Genomic DNA, 23,300 nt, shown 5'->3' on the forward strand with positions numbered 1-23,300 from the left:
CGGGGCGCACCGGACCCCCGGTACGCCCCGCTACTGTAGCAACAACCGGTGTTGCATCGCAATCCAGCATAATAAAGTATCAAACTGGAAGATCTCGATGTTCCGACGGCGTTTACCTGGCTGAACTAGATCAACTTAGTCGACTCCAGCTTTTCGATGATCCAGTCGTTGGCTTTGATGACCGGGCGGCGGAAGACGACACCCAGTGCCAGCGACGGAATCAGATAGCTCGCCTGAATGCCTAGTTCAATCCAGTACTCCATATGGTAGGCGCCAGCCATGGCGGCGTGCATGGCGTTGATACCATGGGTGAACGGCAGGAACGGATAGATCGCCTGGAACACAGGGCCGGTCATCTCGATGGGGAACGTACCGCCCGAACCGCCGACCTGCATGACCAGCAACACGACGGCGAGCGCCTTGCCGATATCGCCAAACGACACCGTAAGCGTGTAGACGATATTGGAGAACACGAGACTCGCGACCCAGCCCGCCAGCACAAACTGCAATGGGTTATCGCACTGGATGCCAAAGAACAGGATGTCGCCCGCGCATACGAGCGTCGCCTGCAGCAGAGCCAAACCGCCAAAGAACAGGTAGCGACCCAGGTAGATCTCGTGCAGGCGCACGGGGATGAGCTCGTTGATGAGTTCATCGTCAACCGAGACCTTCATCATGGCCGCCAGCACGATCGAGCCCACCCACAGCGACAGAATCGTGTAGAACGGTGCCATGGCCGAACCGTAGTTACGAATCGGATAGACCGGCTTGCGATCGAGCGCGACGGGGCCGGAAAGCGACACGGCCAAACCCTCGGGATCGTTGCCAATCATCGTCTTGATCGTGGCAAGGTCGTCCGACATCAGGGCGCTGTCGAGCTCGTCCTTAAACGCACTGATCTTGTCCGACGCCTCGCCCAGCTGATCAGAAGCCTTGTTGACCAGCTTTGCAGCCTTGGAGAGGCCCTTTGCCAGCGAACCGGATGCGTCGGTCAGGCCGGCAACAGCACTATCCAGATCGTTCGAAATACCGTTCAGCGAATCCAAAACGCCCGAGATGGTCTTCTTGAGCTCCTTTGCCTTGGCCGAGAACGTGGAGTCGTAATCGATTTTGGCACCCGAGACACCCGCCTTGGCGTCGGCGATCGCCTGGTCGGTTTCGGCGCGGACATCGTTAACCTTTGCCATGCTGTCCGAGAGCGACGTCGCGATGCTCGTCAGCTCCTTGGCATTGTTGCGGTACTCTTCCGCAGTTCCGCCAAGAGACGTCGCAACAGACTCGAGACCTTCCTTGAGCTTGTCGTTACCCACCTGGCCGGCAAGGCTGCGGAGCTTATCGGCAGCAGCGTCAATCTCATCGGCACGCGCGTTGAGCGACGCTGCGCCGCCGTTGAGCTGAGACACCGTAAGATCGACATGCTGGTTCGCGGCGTCAAAGGCCTTTGCGAGCTCGGTAGAAACGTTATCGAACGACCCGGCACTTCCATCAATCGCCGCATCGATGGCATCGCTGGCAGCCTTGAGTGCTTGCTCCGAATCACCGATACCGCTCTCGGCATGCTCCATCAGCTGTTTCACCGACTGCTCGGTAGTTCCGGTCTGCTTGAGCAGGCCGCCCGCCGACGTCAGCGAATCGGATGTCGAGCTCAAAATGCCCGCAAGCGAAGTAGCGTTGGCCTTAATGTCCTGCAGGTCCTGAACCGAGTCGCCAAGCGTCGAGGACAGGTTGGCAATGAAGTTGCTGACCTGTTCGGTGCTCATGTAATCGAGCAAGCTGGACACCGTCTTAAGACCGATCGTCGTGATGGTCTCGGTAAAGGTCTCGTTGACCTGGTTCTGAACAGCACTCGAGCCCTTTTCGGTCACGATCTGGGCGATGGCGTTGGCCTTCTGGTTCTCGTAGAACTCGATATCGGCATGCTTCACGTCGGTCGAAAAGAGCGTCATCATGTCGGAGCTAAAGCTCTTGGGGATTAAGACGGCCGCATAGTAAGCGCCCGACTTAACACCGTCGATAGCCTTATCGCGATCGTTGAGCACAACCCAGTCAAAGTTCTCGTTACCACGCAGAGCGGCGGTAACGTTTTCGCCCACGTTGATCTCGACGGGGATCAGGTCGCTCTCGTAACCCTCGTCGGTATTGACCACGGCAATCTTAAGGTTTCCGGTATTGCCGTACGGGTCCCAGCTGCCGGCGATGTTAAACCATGCATACAAGCACGGCACGATAATGAGGCCCATCACGACAACCATGCCGATCACGGAGTGAGACACGTTTTGGACGTCGCGCTTAAACAGATGCAGGATGTTCTTCATTTATGCCTCACCTCCTTTTGAGTGCTTGCCAAGCGGGGCGCCATCCTCATTCATCACAAATGTGTCGTCCCCGTTCGCGGGCACATGGTGCATATCGTGGTGAATGGACTGGTCGGCAGCCTGATCCTTGGATTTAGAGCCTCGCTCGCTGGCATTCAGGCCAAACATGCGACGGGCGGCAGGGATCGCCGCTGTGTGCTCGCGCATCTCGCGGCGCAGGTCCTCGTCCGAAAGCGCCGAGATACGCATCTGGGTGTTGAGGCTTGCGCGGATGTACTCGATATTGATCAGCCAGCCGCAAATGACAATGACCGAGATAATCCAGATAACCAGCAGAATGATCTTGCCATTGTTGTCGATATCGAGAACCGTCGACAGAACGAAGAGCAGCACCTGCACGCCGACTACAGCAGCGAAACCGCCCTTGATGTAGTACGGGTAGCGATGCTCAAAGGCGACCGCATGATCGAGCACCTCGCGACGGTACGAATCCGAATCGAGCACGACGCGCATGGCCGTGCGCAGCGAATAGCGCTGACGCGGCAGGTCATTGGACTCGCAGATCATCAGACCCGTCGTGGAAAGCTGTTTATCAAAGAGCAGGTTGAGGTTGAGCAGCAGCGGACGCAGCTGCAGACCGATAAAGAGTGCGATGGCAAGGAACACGCCCAAGATGCACAGGTTGAACAGGTAGTTGAACGAGTACATGCCGCCGACGGTCTCGCGCAGCAGATTGATGCCGTAGGTAAAGGGCAGCAGCGGATGCAGCCATTGGAAGAAGCCGGGCATCATCTCGATGGGATACATGCCCGACGAACCCGGAATCTGCACGATGACGAGGATGACGCCGATTGCCTTGCCGATATGCTTAAACGTGGTGGACAGCGCATAGATGATGTTGACGTACGTAAACGAGATGGCGATACCGCCCAGCACGAACAGCAGCGGGTTGACGCATTGCACGCCAATCACCAAATCGCCCACCGTAACGATGATGGCCTGGAACGCGCCCAGGATCATCAGAAGCAACCAGCGGCCAAAGTAGCCCTGACGCGCGGTAAAGCTGCCGATGCCTTCGCGGTCGACCTCGAGCTTGTAGATAGCGATGAGCACGTAGCCGCCCACCCAAAGTGCCAGGTTGGTATAGAACGGGGCAATGCCCGAACCAAAGCTCTTAACCGGATAAATCGACTTGGACGTCAGCTCAACGGGGGACGCCATAAAGTCCGCCACGTCGTCCACGTCGACGCCCATCAGGTCGGCCAGCTCGCCCATAGACTCAGAGGTCTGCAGCGCCGCGATGTCGTTAGCGGCGGTTGCAAGCCTGTCCTGGACCTTGGCAAGCGAGGCATCGGTCTGGGACAGCGTGGTCTTGGCCTGCTTGAGCGTGGCATCGAGCTGCGATAGCGTACCGCGCGCATTGGCGATTGTAGGCGTGAGTCCCGACACGATACCGGTTAGGTCGCCCGATACAACCGAGAAAGAGTCAAGCGCGCTGGAAGCCTTCGGCAGCGCATTTTGACCAAGATCCGTCTGAGCCTGGCTAATGTTGGTCGTGCCGGTCTGAATTGCAGTATTGATAGCGTCGCTGGCGCTCGAAACGGCCGAAGCGTCATTCGCAATAGCACTCGACTGCGCCGAGAGATTGTCCTTGACGGCCTGGAGGCTTTCGTTTTGTCCTCGAAGCGTATCGATCATCGACGCGATGAGCGCGTTGATTTCCTCCGAACCCGTCGGCGCGCTGTCCGCCAAGTTCTGCAGGCGGTCGATCAGCGCGTTGTTGTGGTCAATTGTCGTTTGAAGCGATTCGAGCGAGTTGTCGATGCGAGTGGTCGTAGACGTCAAGGCGCCCGTCATCTTTCCGACCGCAGCGTTCGCCGAAGCCGACGTCTTGGACAGTGCAACACTTCCCTCCGAAAGCGCCTTAGAGAGCGAGGTGATCGATTTGCCCGCGGTGGTGCGTGCTTCGCCCAACAGGTCGTTGCCTTGGGAGATCGCTTGAGTCAGCGAAGGCGTCTGACCCTGCAAACCGGCCAGCGCCCCATCCGCCGAGGCGATAGCACCGCTCGTTTTGTCGATAGCGGTGTTCATGTCGTTGATCGAATCGCGGACCTCGCTCAAGGTACTGGATGCCTCGGACACCGAACTCGTCAGCGAATCCTGAACCTGGGCGGTCTTATCCTTAAAATCGATGCCGGCATCCTTGGCGATGCCCGCTACGGTCTCGCCCACCGTGGAGACAAACTCCGAGTTGATCTGCTCCTCGATGGTGTTGGCACCGGTATCGGTGACCTTGGGCGCAATGGCGCTCTTCTTCTCATTGACGTAATAGGTGAGCTTCGGCTGATGGTAATTGCCATCGAGCATCGAAACGAGGTTGTCGGAGAAATTCTTGGGGATTACGATGGCCGCATAGTACTCACCGCTCTCGACGCCCTCTTTGGCATCGGCCGCCGAGTCGACGAAGGTCCAGCCCAGCTGATCGTTTTCCTTGAGCTGATCGACAACCTTGTCACCCGCATTGAGCTCGCCCACCATGTCGTTTTGGGTTCCCTGGTCGTTGTTGGCGATAGCGATTTTAATGCCCTGGGTGTTTCCATACGGATCCCAGTTAGCCACGATGTTGTACCAAGCGTACAGTGAGGGGATAACGCACACGCCCAAAGTAACCACCAGGGCGACGGGGTTCACGAGCAATCGCTTGATGTCACGTTTAAAGATCGCAAAGGATACCTTTGCGTCGGATAGTTTGCTGCCGAGACTCACGCTTGGACCATCCATCCTGTCGTTGAATCAAATCGTACTATCAACAACCATTGTACGTAGGCGCTTTAGCGTCTCGAAGCACAATGGTATTGAGTTTTGCGGGTAGCAATATACTACGAAGATTAGTTAACGTACAGTTGTACAGTATCTCAAATTTCAGCAGGTCACAAAACCACAACCCGCACAAATAAATGATCCCTTGGGGACGAAGGGATCATTCAAAAGGAAACGAGAGTGGAAAATCTCCCACTTCAAGCCCGCATTCGAGCCAAAAGTGGGAGATTATCCACTCTCGTTCTAATCTAGTTACGGTGCCGTATCCCCGAACTACATCAAGTTGCAAACAGCCGCCGCGAAGGCAACGGGGTCCTCGGGGAGGATGCCCTCGACCAGCAGAGCCTGGTCATAGAGCAGGCCGGAGTACTGCTTGATCTTGTCGGCGTCGCCTGCCTTCTGGGCAGCGACAAGCTTGTCAAAGACCGGGTGCTTGGCGTTGAGCTCGAGCACGCGCTGGCTCTTGGGCATGCCGTCGGGCGCGCCCTCGGGTCCCTTCTGGAGCACCTTCTCCATCTCGAGCGAAAGCGGGCCCTCGGTGGTGATGCACGCGGGAGCATCGGTCAGGCGCGCAGAGACGGCGACCTTCTCGACCTTGTCACCGAGCGCCTCCTTCATAGCGCTAAAGAGGTCCTCGTTTTCCTTGGTGGCGTCCTCGGCCTCCTTCTTCTCGTCCTCGGTCGCCAGATCAAGATCGCCAGTCGCAACGTTCTTGAGCTCCAGATGACGATCCTCGACCTCGGGCTCGGCACCGTCGGCCACGGCCTTTTCGGCAGCCTCGCGGGCGGCGTCGTCCTCGTAGATCTTAGGCATATCGGCGGCAACGTACTCACGCATAGCCTGGAACGTGAACTCATCCACATCCTGCGTCAGAAGCAGCACGTCATAGCCGCGGTCGAGCACGCCCTTTACCACGGGCATCTTGGCCAAGCGCTCACGCGAATCGCCGGCGGCGTAGTAGATGGCCTTCTGGTCCTCGGGCATACCCTTGGCATACTCGGCCAGGGTAATCATCTTCTGCTCCTTGGCAGACCAGAACAGCAGCAGGTCGGCGAGTTCATCGGCCTTCATGCCATAGCTCGAGTAGATGCCATACTTAAGGCCGCGGCCAAAGTTCTCAAAGAACTTCTCGTAGGCCTCGCGGTCGTTGTCACGCATATCCTCAAGGTCGGCGGTAATCTTCTTTTCCACACGCTTGGCGATGGCCTTGAGCTGACGGTTCTGCTGCAGCGTCTCGCGCGAGATGTTGAGCGACACGTCGGCAGAATCCACGACGCCGCGGACAAAGTTGTAGTAGTCGGGCAGCAGGTCGTCGCACTTCTCCTTAATCAGAACGTTGGAGCTGTAGAGCGCCAGGCCCTTCTCGTAGTCCTTGCTGTACAGATCGAACGGGGCGCGACCCGGCACAAACAGCAGGGCGTCATACTCGAGCGTACCCTCGGCATGGAAGCTGATGGTGCGTGCAGGATCGTCAAAGTCGTGGAACGTGGACTTGTAGAACTCGTTGTAATCCTTCTGTTCAACGTCGGAGCTGCGCTTTTTCCAGATCGGCGTCATGGAGTTGATGGTCTCGAGCTCCTGGTAGTCCTCGTACTCGGGCTTGTAATCGTCGCCGGCGTCCTCGGGCTTGGGTTTCTGGCGGCTCTTGGACACCATCATCTGGATCGGGTAACGCACATAGTTGCTGTACTGCTGAATCAGGCTCTTGAGGCCCCACTCGGTCAGGAAACGATCGTAGGTCTCGGCCTCGCCGTCGGCGTCGAGCTTCTCGTTCTCGCGCAGCGTCAGGATGACATCGGTGCCGTGCTCGGCGCGCTCGCCGTCTTCGATGGTGTAACCCTCAAGACCATCAGACTCCCACACGTGAGCGGTGTCCTCGCCATAGGCGCGGCTGACAACCTTTACGTGGCTGGCAACCATAAAGGCAGAGTAGAAGCCCACGCCAAACTGGCCGATGATGTCGACATCGGAGCCCTGTTGCTCGGCGTTCTCGGTCTTAAACTCCTCGGAGCCGGAATGGGCGATGGTGCCCAGATTGCGCTCGAGCTCCTCGGCGGTCATGCCGATGCCGTTATCCGAAATCGTGATGGTGCGGGCATCCTTATCGAAGGAGACGCGAATGGCCAGGTCGCCCTGATCGATCTTGACGCTCGGGTCCTGCAGGCTCTTAAAGTTGAGCTTGTCGACGGCATCGCTCGCGTTGGAGATAAGCTCGCGCAGGAAGATTTCCTTATTGGTATAGATGGAGTTGATCATGAGGTCGAGCAATTTTTTGCTCTCGGTCTTAAATTGACGCATGTGCAGTCCTTTCGCGCTACCCCCGTCCGCAAAAACGGCCCGGTTGCCCGAGCCGCATCGCAGACCTGCTATGTTCATACTTAGATTTTATAACCCATTAGCGCGCATATATACACACGGTATCGAAAAACTGTATGTCCAAACGCTCTGATGCGCCGATTGCCAAGGAGTGTCCCCGACTGCCGGCAGAAAAGGAACGTCCCTATCTGCCATCTACGCGCTTGGCCATCCAAGCATGGGGCTGGCCCTCGTCTTCGTAGTCCACCGGGGCAATCTGCGTGTAGCCCGCCTTGACATAGAGCGGCAGCACGTATTCCTGAGCATGCAGCTTAATGAGCTTGGCGCCGGCATCACGCGCGCACGTATCACTGGCCTCGACAATCTTGCTCGCCAGACCGCGACGGCGCATGCTCGGCAACACGGCCACGCGCCCCATAATGTAGGTCTCCCCCGCCGCGACGCCTTCGTCTAAGTCGCACGCCGACAACACCGGAGCCTCTGCGTCAGTCGCGCACTCAAGCTCTTCGGGAAACACGCGCGAGCAACCGGCAAGCTCGCCGTCTACATAGAGCGTCACATGAATGCAGTTCGGGTCCTCGTCGATAGCGTCGAACTCATTCTCGTAGCCCTGCTCGTCCATAAAAACGACGCGGCGCACCAACGCCGCGTCATCAAAGCATCCCGTCTTAAGTTGGATATCCATGGCTGCCCTTTCATTCAATGCGAACGTTAGGGACAGATTTTAGCGAAAGTGAGCTCCGCGCACGCTAAACTTCGCGCGAGCCTTCGCCAGGCAGTCGTAATGACCCACGTTATGGGCATCGCTCGCGATGAAGCTGTACAGGTTCTGATCGAACAGGCGCAGTGCCGGCTTTTTCTCGCGACCAAAGCGACCGCCGGCAATAAAGTCCGCCGAAGCCTGCAGCTTGCAGCCCATATCGACCAGGCGCTCCGCCACGCTTACATCCTTTTGAACCGCACGATAGCGCTCAGGATGAGCGATGATCACCTGGTAGCCACGGCACTGCAAATCGTAAATCGTGTTCTCGTACTCTCTAAACGCATACGCATCGGCATGCGTCGAAAGCTCGAGCAGAAACTCGTTGGTCCCATCGAAATGCAAGTGATCCGCGGCATCGATACCAAGCTCAACGAGCTTTCGATGGTTGACCTCGAAGCCCATCTGGAGCGGAAAACCGTCAGCGTTATCGCGCAGCAGCTCAAAGGCATCCCACATCTTGTCGTAATCAAAATAGGGATCACGGCAGTGAGGAGTGCAAACGATTCTGGTTACACCGGCCCGCTTGGCAGCCTCGAGCATCGCCAAGCTCTCTTCGAGATCGGCTGCGCCGTCGTCTACACCCGGCAAGATATGGCAATGAATGTCACGCATAGGTCAGCCTTAATCAACTAAACGTTTGCTCGGTTGGTGAAGATGCCCTTTTTGGAAGTGCCCTGATCGTCGGAGCCCTTCTTAACCTTCTTACCGTCCTTGGTGTAGTAAGAATAGTAGTACTCGCTGGTCTCGGTCTCACAGTAATTCATGACGGTACCGATGAGCTTGACCTTCTCGGACTTCTTAAGCTGGGCGATAGCGTTGAGCGCCTCTTCGCGCTTGGTAAAGTCCTCGCGCACCACGAACAGCGCGCCGTCGGTCAAGCTGGCAATCTCGACAGCATCGATGAAGGTGCCGACCGGAGGAGCATCGAAGATGACGTACTGGAACTTGGCGGACAGTGCCTTTACCAGCTTGGCAAAGCGATGGGAGACGATGATGTCGGCAGGATTGGGAATGTGCGGCTCGGCATCGAGGAAGTAGAAGTTCTTCTGACCCGTCTCGACAATTGCCTGGTCAATGGAGATCTGCTCGGAAAGGACCGCATAGAGTCCGCCGCGCGAACGAACGCCGAGCATATCGGAAAGGGACCTGCGGCGCATATCGGCCTCGACCAGGAGCACGGACTTGCCGCTCGTGGCGATTGCCTGAGCAAGGTTAATGGAAACCGTAGACTTGCCCTCGTTGGGAATCGAGGAGGTAACGGTGATGGTGCGAATGGGGTCGTCCACGCTCGCAAAGCGGATGTTGGCCAGAAGGGTCTTGGCGGCATTCTGTACAACGAGCTTATCGGTGTTCTTTGCCTTAGCCATGCCTATTTACCACCTTTCATAGCCGGAATTCGGCCAACAACGGGAATACCCAGGAGCTCTTCTGCCTCTTCGGCACCGCGGATGCGGGTATTGAGCATGTCTGCCAAAACGACATAGGCAACTGCGATAAAGATACCGGCGAGGAACGCGACGGCAATATACAGCGTGCGCTTGGGGCCGCTGGGGGCTTCGGGGGTCTTAGCCTCGTCGATAACGTTGATGCTCTGGGCAGCGCCGACGTTCTGAGCGACCGTACTCACCGAGCTGGCAATGGCCTTTGCGACCTCAGCCGTCTCCTTGGCATCGGTGCCGGTAACCGAAAGCGTAATGACACGCGTGGTGGTCTCGGAGGAAACAGACACCTTGTAGTCATCCAAATCGGTGAGGCCCAGTTCTTTGGCGGCGCCGCTCTTAACGCTATCGCTATCCAGCAGCGTGGCGATATCGTTGGAAAGCATCTGGCTCGCCGAGAGATCGTTGTAGCTCATCTGACCGCTATCGTCGGTCTTGGCGAGAATGTACATGCTCGTCGTCGCGGTATAGGTGTTGTCCATCGCAACGAAGGACACGATGCCCATGGCGATCGCGCAGACCACCGGAAGGGTGATGACCAGCTTGAGGTGCTTCTTCAGCAGCTGGAACAGTTCGAGAAGGGTCATGCAGCTTGCCTTTCATTTCCCCAGTTCGGATTGACAAAACTGTCCGTATGTTATCGCATCTTTTTACCGAGACCAAACTCTATACATAAGAAACAGGCTCTCCTGTAAAAATGTCGGAAGCAATCGTAAAATTGCACAACAACGCCGCACCCGAAAGTCAAATGCGGCGTCTACATCAATATCTATGTTGTATCGCTATGCGAATGGCTCGTCCTGCTGTATGGGAAACGTCACCGTAATGGTGGTTCCCACGCCCAACTCGCTCGACAGATCGAGCGTGGCGTGATGATACAGGGCCGCATGCTTGACAATGGCAAGCCCCAGGCCGGTTCCGCCGCGTGCCTTGGACCTACTCTTGTCCACGCGATAGAACCGCTCAAATACCTTGCCCTGTTCTTCAGGCGCGATACCGATTCCCGTGTCGGCGACAGCGAGGAACGGATGGCCTTCGTCGTTGGTGCCGCACTGCAGCGTAACCGTACCGCCGGGCCGATTGTAGCGGATGGCGTTGCTTGCCAGATTATAGATGAGCTCGTCGACCAAGCGCGACACGCCTTCGATGACCACAGGCTTGGTCTCATGACTTATCGTCACATTCGCCTGACGGGCGACCTGTTCAAGACGCTGCTCAACCGCGTAGATCGCACGCGAGAGCTCAATAGGCTCCGTGGACCCAATGGGCACTGCCTCGCCTTCAGTTGCACGTTCGGCCTCGTCCAAGTTAGACAGCGTAAGGATGTCGTTGACAAGCGCTGCCAAGCGGCCCGCCTCACGGTAGATGCGGCCGCCAAAGGTGCGCAGGTCGTCCTCACCCTCGACCATGCCGTTCGCAATGAGCTCGGCATAGCCCGAGATTGCCGTAAGCGGGGTCTTGAGCTCATGGGTGATATTGGCCGTGAACTCGCGGCGCATGCGGTCGTTGTCCGCCAGCACCGCCATCTGGCGCTTGAGCTCCTGGCGTTGCGACTCAATGCGCTCGAGCATGGGAACCATCTCGGCATAAGCATGCTCGTAGCTGCGGCGAGGATGGTCCAGATCGACCTCCTGCAACGGCTCAATGATGGCGCGGGACTCACGACGCGCCAAGAAAAACGAGAGCACCGCACCTGCCGCCGCAATGAGCAGCATCGGCGCCACGAGAGACATCAGAATCGCCGCAACGCCAGGTTGGGCCTGCGCCAAGCGAACAACCTGGCCGTTGTTAAGTCGGACGGCTCGGTACAGCATAATCTCGTCGAGCGTGGAGCTTGCGCGCTCCGCAGAACCCGAGCCGCTCTCGAAAGCCTTGACGACCTCGGGACGATCGCCGTGATTGGGCAGCATAGAAGGCGACGCCTCGTTGTCGTAGGCAACCGACCCGTCTTTGTTGATCAGCGTGATGCGCAAGTCCTCGCGATCGAAACTGCGCAGAAAGGCAATGGGCTCCTGCTGCTCGTTGAGGGCAGCGGCAATAAGCTCGGTTTCCTGCGAAAGGTTGGCGCTCGTGGCATCTGCCAGGGTATTTTGCACAAAGAACGCGCCCAGCACCGTAAACGCCACGATAACCGCCATAGCGCACAGAAAAATCGTCGCGAACACGCGATGTGACAGGGTGCGTTTTCCCTGGGGGGCTAAGACCACGAGTTACTCCTCCGATGCGCTAGCCGCGCTGTCGGCTCCTTCGGCATCGTCATCGGCCGTAGGCTCGGCCAGACGATAGCCCACGCCGCGCACGGTCTCTATGGCGCTCGCACGCTCGCCGAGCTTTTGGCGAAGCGTCTGCACATGCACGTCGACGGTGCGTGAACCGCCGTCGAAGTCCCAGCCCCATACGCTCTGCAGCAGCGACTCGCGGGTAAAGACCACGCCAGGTTTGCGCATGAGGTACTCGAGCAGGTCGAATTCGCGCAGCGTGAGCTTGAGCGATTCACCGGCAACAGTCACTTCGCGGTGGCTGGGCGAAAGTACGATATCGCCCACGCTGAGCACATCGCTCGCCTGCTTGACCATGCCGCCGCGGCGCAGCAGCGCACGGCAACGGCTAGCGAGTTCCATAAGCGAGAACGGCTTGGTCAGGTAATCGTCGGCACCGCCATCGAGCGCCATGACCTTGTCGAGCTCGGTGTCCTTGGCGGTGAGCATCATAATGGGCACCGTCGCCGTCAGGCGATCGGCACGCAGGCGACGCATAATCGCCAAGCCGTCGGTATCGGGCAGCATGATGTCGAGCAGCACAGCATCGGGCACCCGTCGCGCCACGGCGGCCTTAAACTCGCCATCGCACGAAAAGCCCTCGGCCTCGATTCCCTGCTTGCGCAGTGCGTAGACCGTCAAATCCCTGATGTTGTCATCGTCCTCGACGTAATAGATCATGTTGAACCCCTCTGCGGCCGGCATGACCGCATCTTAACCCTAAAGGCGCCTGCACTAGATGGTATCAGCCAAAACGGCCCGTCAAATAATCCGCCGTGCGCGGATCGGTCGGGTTTTTGAAGAGCTGAGCGGTGGGCGCATGCTCCACCAGCTCGCCCAGCAAAAAGAACGCAACCGAGTCGGAAATGCGCGCAGCCTGCTGCATGTTGTGCGTAACGACCACCAACGTGCAGGTCTCCTTGAGCTCGCAGGCCAGCTGCTCCACCACCAGCGTCGATACGGGGTCGAGCGCCGAGGTCGGCTCGTCCATCAGCAGAATGTCGGGCTGCACGGCCAGCGCACGGGCGATGCACAGACGCTGCTGCTGGCCGCCCGAAAGACCCAGACCCGATTCCCTGAGCTTGTCCTTGACCTCGTCCCACAGCGCGGCGCGTCGCAGGGAGTCTTCGACCAGCTCGTCGAGCGCGACGCGGTCGCGCACTCCCATGCCGCGAGGACCGTAGGCGACGTTGTCGTAGATGCTCATGGGAAACGGATTGGGGCGTTGGAACACCATACCCACGCGCTGGCGCAAGCGGCAGATATCGTAATCGCCCAGGATATTCTGGCCGTCGAGTGCAATCTTGCCTTCAATGCGGCAATCCTTGATACCGTCGTTCATACGGTTAAAGCAGCGCAGCAGCGTCGACTTTCCGCAGCCCGAAGGCCCGATGAACGAGGTGATCTGCTTGTCACGGATCTTGATATTCACGTCCTTGAGCGCATGGTGGTCGCCATAGAACAGGTCGAGGCCCTCGACGTCGATGCGCGTCGGCGAGGCGGCAAGGTCCTGCGCCGTGGGGCGAGTCGCATCCCCAACTTCGCGCTCATGCGCGGCCTCGGCCTGCGCTTCCATGAGTTCTTCAAGCTCCGTGGGCTCCACAGCCGCAGCAGCCGTCATACCGCACACCTCCATATCGATATCAATTCAGCAGTATCGATAGTAGGAATCGCGGCTCATATGCACGTGAGCGCATTGTCAAGTGTTTGTAAGGGCACGCTGGTTATGCAGCGGGCAGCGCAATGGTAAACACCGTGTGCTCGGGCGTCGATTCGCACGCAATGGTGCCGCCGTGCGCCGCGACAATCTCCTTGGCGATGGCAAGACCCAGGCCGGCACCACCGCGATTGGTCGCACGTGCCGCGTCCAGGCGATAGAACTTCTCAAAGATCACCTTGAGCTTAGCCGCCGGAATCGGATCACCCTGATTGATAAAGCGAATTCGCACGCCACCGTCATCTTGGCGTCGGGCCTCGATCGCAATGGTCGATCCTTCGTAGCTATAGGCGATGGCGTTTTTCATGATGTTGTTGAACACGCGAGCCATCTTGTCGCCATCCACGAGCACCGTCAGGTCCTCACGCACATCAACTTGGACATCTTTGTGCTGCTCGTTGAGGATGGGATAGAACTCGTCAGCCACCTGAGCCAGCAGCAACCCCAGATCAACATAGCCACGCGTGAGCACGATATCGTGGAAGTCAAAGCGCGTGATATCGAAGAACTCTTCGATGAGCGCATCGAGCCGGTGCGCCTTGTCGAGAGCCACGCCCGTAAAGTGCGCACGTTGCTCAACCGGCAGCTCAGGAGCCTCTTGCAACAGCGAAAGATAGCCCACCACACTGGCAAGCGGGGTGCGTAGGTCATGTGCCAAGTACGTGACCAGATCGTCCTTGCGATGCGACTCGTCACGCAGAGCTTGCTGCACCTTGCGCTCACGGTCACGCACGCGGTTAAGGGCGCCCTCGACCTCCAAGAAGTCACCGTCAATGTTGTCCCAGGTGTCGGGGTGATCGATCAGACGATCTTGAATACGAGCGGCCAGCACACAATCGGCACGCTGCTCGCCCTGTTCGTAGCCCTGATAGTACAGGGCGCGGCCACACAAGAACAGCACGCACGCGGCAAGCGCCAGCACAAAGCCAAGCATGTTGAATACAAAGCCGGCATCGAACAGCACCGGCCCTTCGATGCCGCCGAGCGCCATGGCGCCAATCGCCAACGTCATGGCCCACGCGGCGCCGCCAATCACCATGCAGCGGCGCACGATCTCAAATCGATCGATCAGCAAGAAGCCGACAAGCAGCACCGCCAAGATTCCGACGATGTTGTCGATGCCAATCAGCAGCAGGCTCAGCAAAAAGAGCAGCACCGTTGCAAGCGCGCGGTTGTCGACGACCGACCTCACGTATTCAAAGAGCCGATCGGGCACCTCGAACGCTTGCCTATCGTCTTTTGTCATATCAAGATCCTCACAAGCGAAAAGCGTTATTCGATGATGTAGCCGACGCCCCAGACGTTTTTGATAAAGCGTGGCTTTTGTGCGTCGTCGCCGATCTTTTCGCGCAAGTGGCGAATATGCACCATCACCGTATTGTTGGAGCCGGGCATAAAGTCCTCGTTCCACACCGCGCGGAACAGGTCCTCCACGGCCACCACGCTGCCGCGATGCTCGACCAGATACAGCAAGATTGAATACTCGGTGGGCGTGAGGCGAACCGGTGAACCGTCCACTGTCACGGAACGAGCATCGCGGTTGATCTCCAAGCCGTCGAGCTGAATGGTCGGCGACTCGGCCGCCTGTGCACGGCTACCGTAGCTGGTGTAGCGGCGAAGCTGAGCGTGCACGCGCGCGATGAGCTCCAGCGGACGGAACGGCTTAACCACGTAATCGTCCGCGCCAAGCGAAAGGCCCCCGATCTTGTCTTGCTGGGCATCGCGCGCCGTCAGCATGATCACGGGATAGGTATGGCTGGAACGGATCGTACGCAGCAGCTCAAACCCATCGATATCGGGCAGCATGACATCAAGCAGCGCCAGATCGAACTCCTGCTCCAAAATCGCCTTGGCAGCATCGGCCCCGCTATAGGCAATCTGGACATCAAAGCCCTCTTTTGTAAGGTAGATGCCAACCAAGTCGGCGATGGCCTTCTCGTCATCAACTACCAAAATGCGCTCGTTCATGCGTGCTCCTCTCGCGCTCCATTATGCCTGAGGCGACGCACGCCACACACAACAAGCGTGGGTGATTAAGTCGGCCTTAAGCACCCTTGTGCCCGTTCGGGTGCGGATGTGGGCCACGCACGCACGCGATGATCGCCGACGCCGGCAAACGATATACTCTTGTTCCAGAAGAGACCATCCCGTCGAAAGCGAAATCCGTGAAGTCCCTCACCTCTTTTGCAAAGCGCTCAGCCCAGCTTGCCGCCGGCTTTGTCTGCGCTATCGCCCTTGCCGCTGGCGTGCCCACCGTCGCCGGCGCCCAAGTGCTTACGACCGACAATGTTTGCGGCAAAACCGCCGATGCGCGCGGCATCACGGCCGAAAACCTGCCCGATATCGATGCGACCAATGCCCTCGTCATGGGCAAAGACGGCACCGTCTACTATGCCCGCGACGCCGATGAGCAGGTCAAAATCGCCTCGATCACCAAGGTCATGACCGCAATCCTAACCGTCGAGAATTGCAAGATGGACGAGAAGGTCACGGTGAGCAACGCCGCAGCCACCGTGGGTAATTCGACCGCCGGCTTGCTCGAAGGCGACGAGCTTACCGTTGAGCAGGCACTGCGCGGCCTGATGATTCCCTCGGGCAACGACGCCGCCATCGTGCTCGCCGAATATGTGGGCAAGAAGATCGACCCTAAGACCAAAGACGCCGAGGCAACATTTGTGAAGGCCATGAACGAGCGCGCTAAGAAGCTCGGTTGCACCGGCACGCTTTTTGAAAACCCGCATGGTCTGGACTTTGATGAGTGGGCTGGCGATATGCACTCAACCGCACACGACGTAGCGCTGATGATGCAGGAGGCCATGAAAAACGACACGATCCGCGAAGTCGTAGCGAGCGAGGATTCCTGGATCGAGGTCACGGGCGCCGACGGCACCGACCATTCGCATTCCATGGACACGCATAACTATTTGCTGGGCCAAGATGGCAACATCGGTGGCAAGACCGGCACCACCGACGACGCGGGCTATTGCTTTACGAGCGCCTACAACCGCGATGGCGACGAGATCTACACCGTTATTTTGAACTCCACCACCACCGATCAGCGCTTTACCGATACCGCCACCCTTGCCAACTGGTACTACGGCCACAAGGTGACGGTCGCAATCGCCAACACGCAGGAAAAGACCGCCAACGGCAACCCGCTTATGGCGCGCATTAGCCAGACAGATTGGACGGACAAGACGATCGACGCCACGCTCGCCGACCCCGCCGCACAGGCAACGGTGTTCTCACTCGCCGGCGAAGTGACCGAAAAAGTTAGCTACGATGACCTTTCGGGCACGGTGCATGTTGGCGACAAGGTAGGCAGCGTTACGCTCAAGCAGGACGGCACCAAGGTCGCCGTCATGGACCTGGTTGCCGACGAGGAAGGCACAGGGCCGAATCCCATTGAATGGCTCCTCGTGAAGCTCGACCGCCTGGGCCGCCGCATCGACAACCGGCCACTCACGGCAGAGAGCGAGACCGTAGCCAAGGCTCCTGAGATGTAGGGCTGGGGGAACATTACATTTGAGATTGGAGAGGCGTCCAACGGGCGCCTCTTTTTGAATACCTCTTAAACGGGATGCGTCAGAATCACCAAAGCGACATTGCTAGCCGTTTACCTTCGCTGTGTCTTTTCGGACCTTGAAAACGGGTCCACCGGGCATGCTAGTAGATCCTTTCGACCTCCTTGGTCAAGGCCCTGAAAAGATCCCCAGCTGAGGGGTCTGCCCCAGGACACAGCGATTGCCAGGCACCCGTTTCTCCGATGGTGCCCGCACTCGTCATAACAAGATCGTCGCTCCGCCTGCGAATGGAGACACTAACGGAGCGGCCATTATGGAACCCATGGATATCGACTTTATTTATGCGCCCATCAGCTAGATAACTAATCATGACATTGATGCTGTCACCATACTCCGGCAATTCGAAGCCGTGGAATCCATCAATAGCTTCACGTCCTGATGGTAAATGCGGGCCTCGACGACATTCTTGGGCATCTTCCCCGTCTTTGTTGGAGAGCAAAAGCTGATGCTTGGCTCCTCTTCGCTCATGCCTCGGTCAAACCTAAGCATGCACGGGCATACCGACTCAATGGTTCGCAAGGCGTCCGCCGCGACCTTTTCCTCGGTAAACATCTCCACGTCGATGCCGTTTTCTTCCATATAGGCACGGTTTTTACGTTGAAGCTCTAGCCGAGCCGCAGCCTCCCCATCTCCACGCTGTTCCCAATTTCCGGAGTCGGCGACATTTCGATCGAATGTAGAATCAACGGAACATGGCGCTTGCTGTTGAGTCTGATCACTGTCGCCGAGACGCCTTAGCTCGGAGCGTCTCATCAGTAGTGTCACAATATCAAACAGCCAACCAAATCCAAAAAGGCCAAAGGTAAAGAGATATAGAAAGAAGCTACCCCACATCCGTGCATACGCCCTATGAGCGCCCGACCACCCAAGAAGGAAGCATAGCAAAAGCGCCTTGCTTGCCCTGTCAACCGACGTAATCTCTCGAGTGAGAGATTTCTGTTCAGGCTTCGCCAAAGGTGTAATTTCATGCGATTAAACAGTAATTGAGGACGTCCTTGACGCCGAGCTCCGAGCGCCTGATTTAGCAACGGCGCGAGCGACATCCCCAACTCCGACGGTCGTTCTGCTGTATACGGCATTGTAAGCAGCCTTCTTCGGATTTTTGATCCACCCCATGCCCTTCTTACCATAGCCGGGGATTATCGCCCGCTTTACCGCGCGCTTCGCTCTGCCGGTCGTTCTTGCCTTGAGTGATGTCTTTAGATTCGGCTTACGCAGCCCGACCTTTACCATATTTCTACTCCATCCCCTCGGAACCCCACACCGGGGTGCACGAGCACGCCTGGGTCTCCCCGTTTTCAAGCGCCCCGTGTTTGCCTAATGTTCACGCCCTTTCGGACTCTAATCCCCAGCTGCCATTCTTGATAATAAAAAAGGGCCCCAAATGGGACCCTTCTTCAAAGTCATACTGGCGGAGAGCTGGGGATTCGAACCCCAGATGCCCTTTTGGGGCATACTCGCTTAGCAGGCGAGCACCTTCGGCCTCTCGGTCAGCTCTCCGTAACAGCCGTTCTATAGTAACCAAACAGCCGAAGTTGGGCAAGGGGAATTTTGAGGCGTTTCCTCTTTTACCTCTCTTTTACCAGTAAACGTCTCAGTCAATCATCTCAACCTGTAACATCTGCAGGCCGTAATCCCCTCCAGATGTTACAGGTTGAGACAAAGATACAAGGACGGCCCCAGCGACAGCGCGGACAGCCCATTCTTTATTAGTCCTCTCGAACGGTCTCCAACAGATAATCGCGCATGTACGGAATTGCAAACGAAACACAGCCATAGCCCGCGGGCTCAATCAACCCCGCATCGATCAGACGCTTGCGATATGACCCAACTTTGTTCGCCGACAAACCCATCTTCTTGGCGATATCGCCGTTGGCGATATCGACGCCCTCGCATTGAGCCATCGCCGCGAGATACTGAAACTGCCGTTCCGACACCCTGCGCAGCGCTGGGGCAATCACCATAGCATTAAAGCTATCAAGAGCCGCCTGGATACCCTTACGAGCCGCCTCTTCGCTCACGCTCTCCGCCCCACTGCGCGCAGCAACCTGCCAAGCGTAATATCCGACCAGCTGGACCATAAAGGGATAGCCTGCCGAAGCTTTTGTTAATAGCTCAGCGGCACCTTTGTCGAGCTCCTTGCCCGCTCGTCTCATCGTATCCTCAAACGATCCGCCAACTTCAAAATCGGAAAGCCGAGTAAGTTCAACATGTTTGGCTCGCTGAAGGAACGTCAACGTATCATCCACCACCACGCCATCTACCGATGTCGGCAGCCCGGCGAAAGCGAAAGCGACATTCGCTCCTTGGCGGATCAAGAGCTGCATCTCATTGCCTAGCTCGCGCATTTCCTCAGTTGAGGCATCCTGGATCTCGTCGAGCGTAATGAGCAGACCACCGCGCTTCGCAGCATCGTACATCGCCTCGCCCAGATGAGAGGCCGACTTCGACATCTCCATGGAGCCAAGGCTGACCCCTAAAATCGATGGGGAAATCGAGATTGATTCAAGACGAACGTTTCGCTGCAGAGCCTCGAGGATTCTATTGCAAAAACCAGCATTGGAGGCAACGTCAACGACCTCGAATCCTTTTTTGCGTGCAAGGTCACCCAATGCATTAAGGAGCACCGTTTTACCTGTGCCTCGGACGCCCGAGATTCGCATGAGTCGATCGGGGGCACCAGGACCATTCTCAAGAGCCTCGGCAAAGTCATCCAAAACAGTGTCCCGTCCGATAAGCTCAGGCGGATTCATGCCCGCCGTTGGCTTAAAGGGGTTAACAGCTTTCGTCATTCTGCCCTCCTCTGCTAGTTTTAACAACTTTAACAAAGTTTAGCAACTTTAGCAGAGTTTAACAGTTTTAGCAGGCTCGGCGGCTTTATGCCTTACCAATCCTGCCGGGTCCTCCCGCCCGCGCCGATACAAATAGCGCGGTGCGGCCCCTCTATATCGCCCCTACCCCAGCGAGCGGTTGAGGGAGCCGAGCTCGTCGTTGCCCATGGTGCGCCACATTTGGAAGATGCAACCGCGTGCCAGGAAAAAGAAGCCGTTGTCGACCAGTTGAACAGCGGCATCTGCCAGCTGATTCGTCACGGCGGACACTGGCGGCAGCTCGAGTCCAGCCTTGCGGATGGTCTCGACCGCTTCCTCGAACGTCGGAGGCTCGCTGACGCCCATCTCGTTCATAAGGCCCTGCATTTCTTCCAGCGCGCTACTGCCCGACTCCTCGCCGCGCGGCACCAGACGGTAACAAGCCAGCGCCAGGTCGAGCTGATCGCAATTCCAATAGGCAAACGCCAAGCGATAGAACAGGTAGCCGATTGCAGAACGATCGCTGGCAATACGTAGGCCGTGGCGCGCCACCTCGATAATCTCGTCAAAGCGCTCCAGACGCGCAAGCACGTTGATGAGCGCAAAGTGCGATTGCATGGACGAGCGCGCCAGATCGTAAAGATGGCGCACCTCGGGCAGTGCTCGTTCAAAGTCCTCTTGCTCGGCGTAAAAGCTGCAGATCTCGTGCTGGGCAAAGTACAGCGCATCGGGCGCACGAAGGATTCGCACAGAGCGGTCTTCTTCCAACACCGGTAGCACCATGCGCACCAGCTGGTTATCGCAAAACTGCGTTTGAACCGGACCTGTCGCCAAAAGCTCGGCGACGGCGCACTTAGCCTCCAACTCCTCGACAAGACGGGAAAAGCCTTCAAAAGCACCTGTACGGTCGACTTTTGCCTGCTCGCGCAATTCAACAACACGGGCCACGTATGGGTCGTCGTCCTCTTCCATGACCTCCAACTCGTCAGCCGTATCGGCAAGCAGCAGATCGCGCAGCGTCGGCGGCAGCGTGCGATGGTCATCACGCGGACGAGCATGAACCTCCGCAGGCTCAATCGTCTCCGGAGCGGTTGACTCATACGCCTCAAGTACACGCTTGCACGACATATCGTCCATGTCCATGCTCTCAAGATCCTTGGCGACAGGCACGCAATCGGCCAGATAGGCCGCGCGCCAAAAGAAATACGTTGCGACAACGCGCTCGCCCTGCTCACTGTCGGGAGTAGCAATCTGCACATAGCAGCGCGTGATGCAGGTGCCTGCGGCAAAACACGCTGCCGCAAGCGTGAGTGCCACGCGCGCATCGTGCTCCGCGGCCCAGATCGCACGCGTATCCTCGTCCAGCTCGCGCCAGGCGTCATCTTGAGCGTCGTATTCACGTTGCGGCATGGCATCAACGACAGACCGCCCAAACCGAACGAGCATAATCCCCTCGGCAACGTTTGCCCGATAGGTATAGTCGAGCCGCGTGACCACGTTGAGCGCCTCAACGATTCGCGCAAAACGCGTGCGCACGTCCCACTCGCCGCCCGGCTGGCACGAAACCGTTCCCGGCTTGGCCCACGGGTTATCGCTCGAAGCCGTATCGAGCAGTCGGGGAACATCGTTGGTCGTCTTGGCGATATGCCACGCATCAAAGAGCGCGCAGCCCTCAAGGCTCGGCGAGGATGCCGCAGGGACCAATCCGGCCCCGATGCGCTCAAGGATGCCGGAGAGGCGGTTGAGACGGCACTCGATGGCAAGCAGCATGTCAATCTCGTCCTGGTCCAACAGGCTACGATCAAAATTGAGATAGAAAATCTTTGAGCGATCAATGCGAGCCAGGCTCATCTCGGACTTGGCAGCGATGGTGCGCAGGCGGGGCAAGTCAATTTCGCTCATAAGGGCGGCGGCATAGCGCTCGATACCGCTCGGATTCTCGGCATGGTCAACGCGGTAAAGCAGCGTCTCGATAGCATCGGGGAGCGGTGCCGTGTTAAAGCCCAAAAACACCTCGACCGGCTCGGACAACTTTACGAGCTTGATCTTGTCGACAACGTTTTGCATACCCTCGTCGAGTCCGCCGGCGTCCGCCGTGTTCACAATAGCGCTTTCGGAGTTGGCAAATATCACGTAACGCAAGAACATCGAGGCCATGAACTCGCCGTAAGGAAGGGCGCGGGTCGAATTCCATGTCTCGTGGTCGGACTGCTCGCGCATGGGGCCTTCGGGAGAGCCGGCAGTTTGCGCACACGCGCGCATTGCACCGTTGGCTTCCCTTACCATGATCTCACCAATACCGGAATCCGACTCGTCAAGGACCAGTTCCATGTCGGGATCGTTGGGCAGCGGAGCCTCGCTGACGGGGCGGTCCACCTTGTACACCTCACCCGAAACGCTTACGTAGCCCAAAAGCGACACATGACTTTTGCCAACGAATTCGACGACATAACAAGATTCATGCTGATCCTCGCCAAAGAGTTTCCAGACCACGCCATATGAGCGTCCCGCAGGCTGCTCGGGCATCGCCGGAAAGCGCTTCTTAGGATCGAGAAACCTGAGCTTGTATGTCGGACGCTCTGCCACGAAATATCACCCTGATCGGTCGTTTGAAGAAGGAGTGGTCGCGAATAAGTCGCGACATCTACTCGGAATCTTACACGAGTCGACAGGAAATCGTCCCTTTGGACGAAAGCACTCAATCTGGCGTAAAAGAAAAGCCCCCGTTGCCGGGAGCTTTAATCTCAAATGGTGCGGCGTATAGGATTCCGCGCATCCGCTGCGCGGATCCGCACCGGCTTCGCCCGCCTGCCGGCGCGCTCGCCCGCGGGCTAAAAACGCTCCGCGTTTTCTTTACGCCCGCGCCTCGACCGAGGTTCGAATCCATGCAGTGTTTACGTAAAAGAAAAGCCCCCGTTGCCGGGAGCTTTAATCTCAAATGGTGCGGCGTATAGGATTCGAACCTATGACGTTCTGATTCGTAGTCAGACCCTCTATCCAGCTGAGGTAACGCCGCGACTTGTTGATTATTATGCACATGGACTGAATATAGGTCAAGCATTTTTTCAAAAAAGTTTATTGAATTGGATTTTTACTCATTTGAAGGAATCGATCGAGTCCGTATCCCCTGGTATGCGACAGGGCGGTTAGTTCAGATGTATCGATATATAAGAAAAGCCCCCGTTGCCGGGAGCTTTAAACTCAATTGGTGCGGCGTATAGGATTCGAACCTATGACGTTCTGATTCGTAGTCAGACCCTCTATCCAGCTGAGGTAAC

16 protein-coding genes and 2 tRNA genes are annotated in these 23,300 nt (G+C 57.5%); 1 reads left to right on the top strand and 17 read right to left on the bottom strand.

All coding sequences use genetic code 11. From position 1 onward, the window contains the following. Positions 1–125 precede the first annotated feature (125 nt). From ABHT90_RS04165 to ABHT90_RS04220, 12 genes are all read right to left on the bottom strand, one after another. Positions 126–2,315, bottom strand: coding sequence for a YhgE/Pip family protein (locus tag ABHT90_RS04165; protein WP_346981725.1), 2,190 nt, complete (start codon positions 2,313–2,315; stop codon positions 126–128). Then, complete coding sequence (locus ABHT90_RS04170) at positions 2,316–5,081, bottom strand: YhgE/Pip family protein (protein WP_346981726.1); 2,766 nt, start codon at positions 5,079–5,081, stop codon at positions 2,316–2,318. Positions 5,082–5,408: 327 nt separating this feature from the next. After that, positions 5,409–7,433 carry a molecular chaperone HtpG gene (htpG, locus tag ABHT90_RS04175; protein WP_346981727.1) on the bottom strand — a complete coding sequence of 675 codons (2,025 nt, stop codon included), beginning with the start codon at positions 7,431–7,433 and terminating at the stop codon, positions 5,409–5,411. Between the two features lie 202 nt (positions 7,434–7,635). Continuing rightward, positions 7,636–8,136 (bottom strand): GNAT family N-acetyltransferase, encoded by a 501-nt coding sequence (locus ABHT90_RS04180; RefSeq protein WP_346981728.1) that lies wholly within the window; start codon positions 8,134–8,136, stop codon positions 7,636–7,638. 39 nt (positions 8,137–8,175) lie between these two features. Beyond that, positions 8,176–8,826 carry a tyrosine-protein phosphatase gene (locus tag ABHT90_RS04185; RefSeq protein ID WP_346981729.1) on the bottom strand — a complete coding sequence of 217 codons (651 nt, stop codon included), beginning with the start codon at positions 8,824–8,826 and terminating at the stop codon, positions 8,176–8,178. A gap of 17 nt (positions 8,827–8,843) precedes the next feature. After that, positions 8,844–9,581 (bottom strand): CpsD/CapB family tyrosine-protein kinase, encoded by a 738-nt coding sequence (locus ABHT90_RS04190; protein ID WP_346981730.1) that lies wholly within the window; start codon positions 9,579–9,581, stop codon positions 8,844–8,846. Positions 9,582–9,583: 2 nt separating this feature from the next. Further along, positions 9,584–10,240 (bottom strand): YveK family protein, encoded by a 657-nt coding sequence (locus ABHT90_RS04195; protein WP_055250503.1) that lies wholly within the window; start codon positions 10,238–10,240, stop codon positions 9,584–9,586. 195 nt (positions 10,241–10,435) lie between these two features. Further along, entirely contained in the window at positions 10,436–11,860 is a 1,425-nt protein-coding gene (locus tag ABHT90_RS04200; protein ID WP_346981731.1) for a sensor histidine kinase, read from the bottom strand. Between the two features lie 3 nt (positions 11,861–11,863). Further along, entirely contained in the window at positions 11,864–12,592 is a 729-nt protein-coding gene (locus ABHT90_RS04205; RefSeq protein WP_346981732.1) for a response regulator transcription factor, read from the bottom strand. Positions 12,593–12,656: 64 nt separating this feature from the next. Beyond that, positions 12,657–13,532, bottom strand: coding sequence for a phosphate ABC transporter ATP-binding protein PstB (gene pstB / locus ABHT90_RS04210; RefSeq protein ID WP_346981733.1), 876 nt, complete (start codon positions 13,530–13,532; stop codon positions 12,657–12,659). A gap of 103 nt (positions 13,533–13,635) precedes the next feature. Continuing rightward, entirely contained in the window at positions 13,636–14,874 is a 1,239-nt protein-coding gene (locus ABHT90_RS04215) for a sensor histidine kinase (RefSeq protein ID WP_346981734.1), read from the bottom strand. A gap of 26 nt (positions 14,875–14,900) precedes the next feature. Then, on the bottom strand, positions 14,901–15,596 hold the full coding sequence (locus ABHT90_RS04220; RefSeq protein ID WP_006234805.1) for a response regulator transcription factor: 696 nt from the start codon (positions 15,594–15,596) through the stop codon (positions 14,901–14,903). 197 nt (positions 15,597–15,793) lie between these two features. Between ABHT90_RS04220 and ABHT90_RS04225 the strand changes: the two genes are divergently transcribed. Beyond that, on the top strand, positions 15,794–17,134 hold the full coding sequence (locus ABHT90_RS04225) for a D-alanyl-D-alanine carboxypeptidase family protein (protein WP_346981735.1): 1,341 nt from the start codon (positions 15,794–15,796) through the stop codon (positions 17,132–17,134). Positions 17,135–17,518: 384 nt separating this feature from the next. On the opposite strand, the gene ABHT90_RS04230 is transcribed toward ABHT90_RS04225, so the two are convergent. From ABHT90_RS04230 to ABHT90_RS04250, 5 genes are all read right to left on the bottom strand, one after another. After that, entirely contained in the window at positions 17,519–18,166 is a 648-nt protein-coding gene (locus ABHT90_RS04230) for a TM2 domain-containing protein (protein ID WP_346981736.1), read from the bottom strand. Between the two features lie 455 nt (positions 18,167–18,621). After that, a tRNA-Ser gene (locus ABHT90_RS04235) sits at positions 18,622–18,712 on the bottom strand. Positions 18,713–18,921: 209 nt separating this feature from the next. Beyond that, positions 18,922–20,004 (bottom strand): AAA family ATPase, encoded by a 1,083-nt coding sequence (locus ABHT90_RS04240; RefSeq protein WP_055285935.1) that lies wholly within the window; start codon positions 20,002–20,004, stop codon positions 18,922–18,924. Between the two features lie 162 nt (positions 20,005–20,166). Beyond that, positions 20,167–22,608, bottom strand: coding sequence for a tetratricopeptide repeat protein (locus ABHT90_RS04245; protein WP_346981737.1), 2,442 nt, complete (start codon positions 22,606–22,608; stop codon positions 20,167–20,169). 353 nt (positions 22,609–22,961) lie between these two features. Next, positions 22,962–23,038, bottom strand: a tRNA-Arg gene (locus ABHT90_RS04250). Positions 23,039–23,300: the final 262 nt, after the last annotated feature.

The organism is Collinsella aerofaciens, from assembly GCF_039758815.1.
Taxonomy (GTDB): domain Bacteria; phylum Actinomycetota; class Coriobacteriia; order Coriobacteriales; family Coriobacteriaceae; genus Collinsella; species Collinsella aerofaciens_BP.

Bases quoted from the DNA above. Each gene is read 5' to 3' on its own strand.
- ABHT90_RS04185 (WP_346981729.1), bottom strand. From the start codon at position 8,826: ATGCGTGACATTCATTGCCATATCTTGCCGGGTGTAGACGACGGCGCA.
- ABHT90_RS04195 (WP_055250503.1), bottom strand. From the start codon at position 10,240: ATGACCCTTCTCGAACTGTTCCAGCTGCTGAAGAAGCACCTCAAGCTG.
- pstB (WP_346981733.1), bottom strand. From the start codon at position 13,532: ATGACGGCTGCTGCGGCTGTGGAGCCCACGGAGCTTGAAGAACTCATG.
- ABHT90_RS04215 (WP_346981734.1), bottom strand. From the start codon at position 14,874: ATGACAAAAGACGATAGGCAAGCGTTCGAGGTGCCCGATCGGCTCTTT.
- htpG (WP_346981727.1), bottom strand. From the start codon at position 7,433: ATGCGTCAATTTAAGACCGAGAGCAAAAAATTGCTCGACCTCATGATC.
- ABHT90_RS04205 (WP_346981732.1), bottom strand. From the start codon at position 12,592: ATGATCTATTACGTCGAGGACGATGACAACATCAGGGATTTGACGGTC.
- ABHT90_RS04240 (WP_055285935.1), bottom strand. From the start codon at position 20,004: ATGACGAAAGCTGTTAACCCCTTTAAGCCAACGGCGGGCATGAATCCG.
- ABHT90_RS04180 (WP_346981728.1), bottom strand. From the start codon at position 8,136: ATGGATATCCAACTTAAGACGGGATGCTTTGATGACGCGGCGTTGGTG.
- ABHT90_RS04165 (WP_346981725.1), bottom strand. From the start codon at position 2,315: ATGAAGAACATCCTGCATCTGTTTAAGCGCGACGTCCAAAACGTGTCT.
- ABHT90_RS04190 (WP_346981730.1), bottom strand. From the start codon at position 9,581: ATGGCTAAGGCAAAGAACACCGATAAGCTCGTTGTACAGAATGCCGCC.
- ABHT90_RS04220 (WP_006234805.1), bottom strand. From the start codon at position 15,596: ATGAACGAGCGCATTTTGGTAGTTGATGACGAGAAGGCCATCGCCGAC.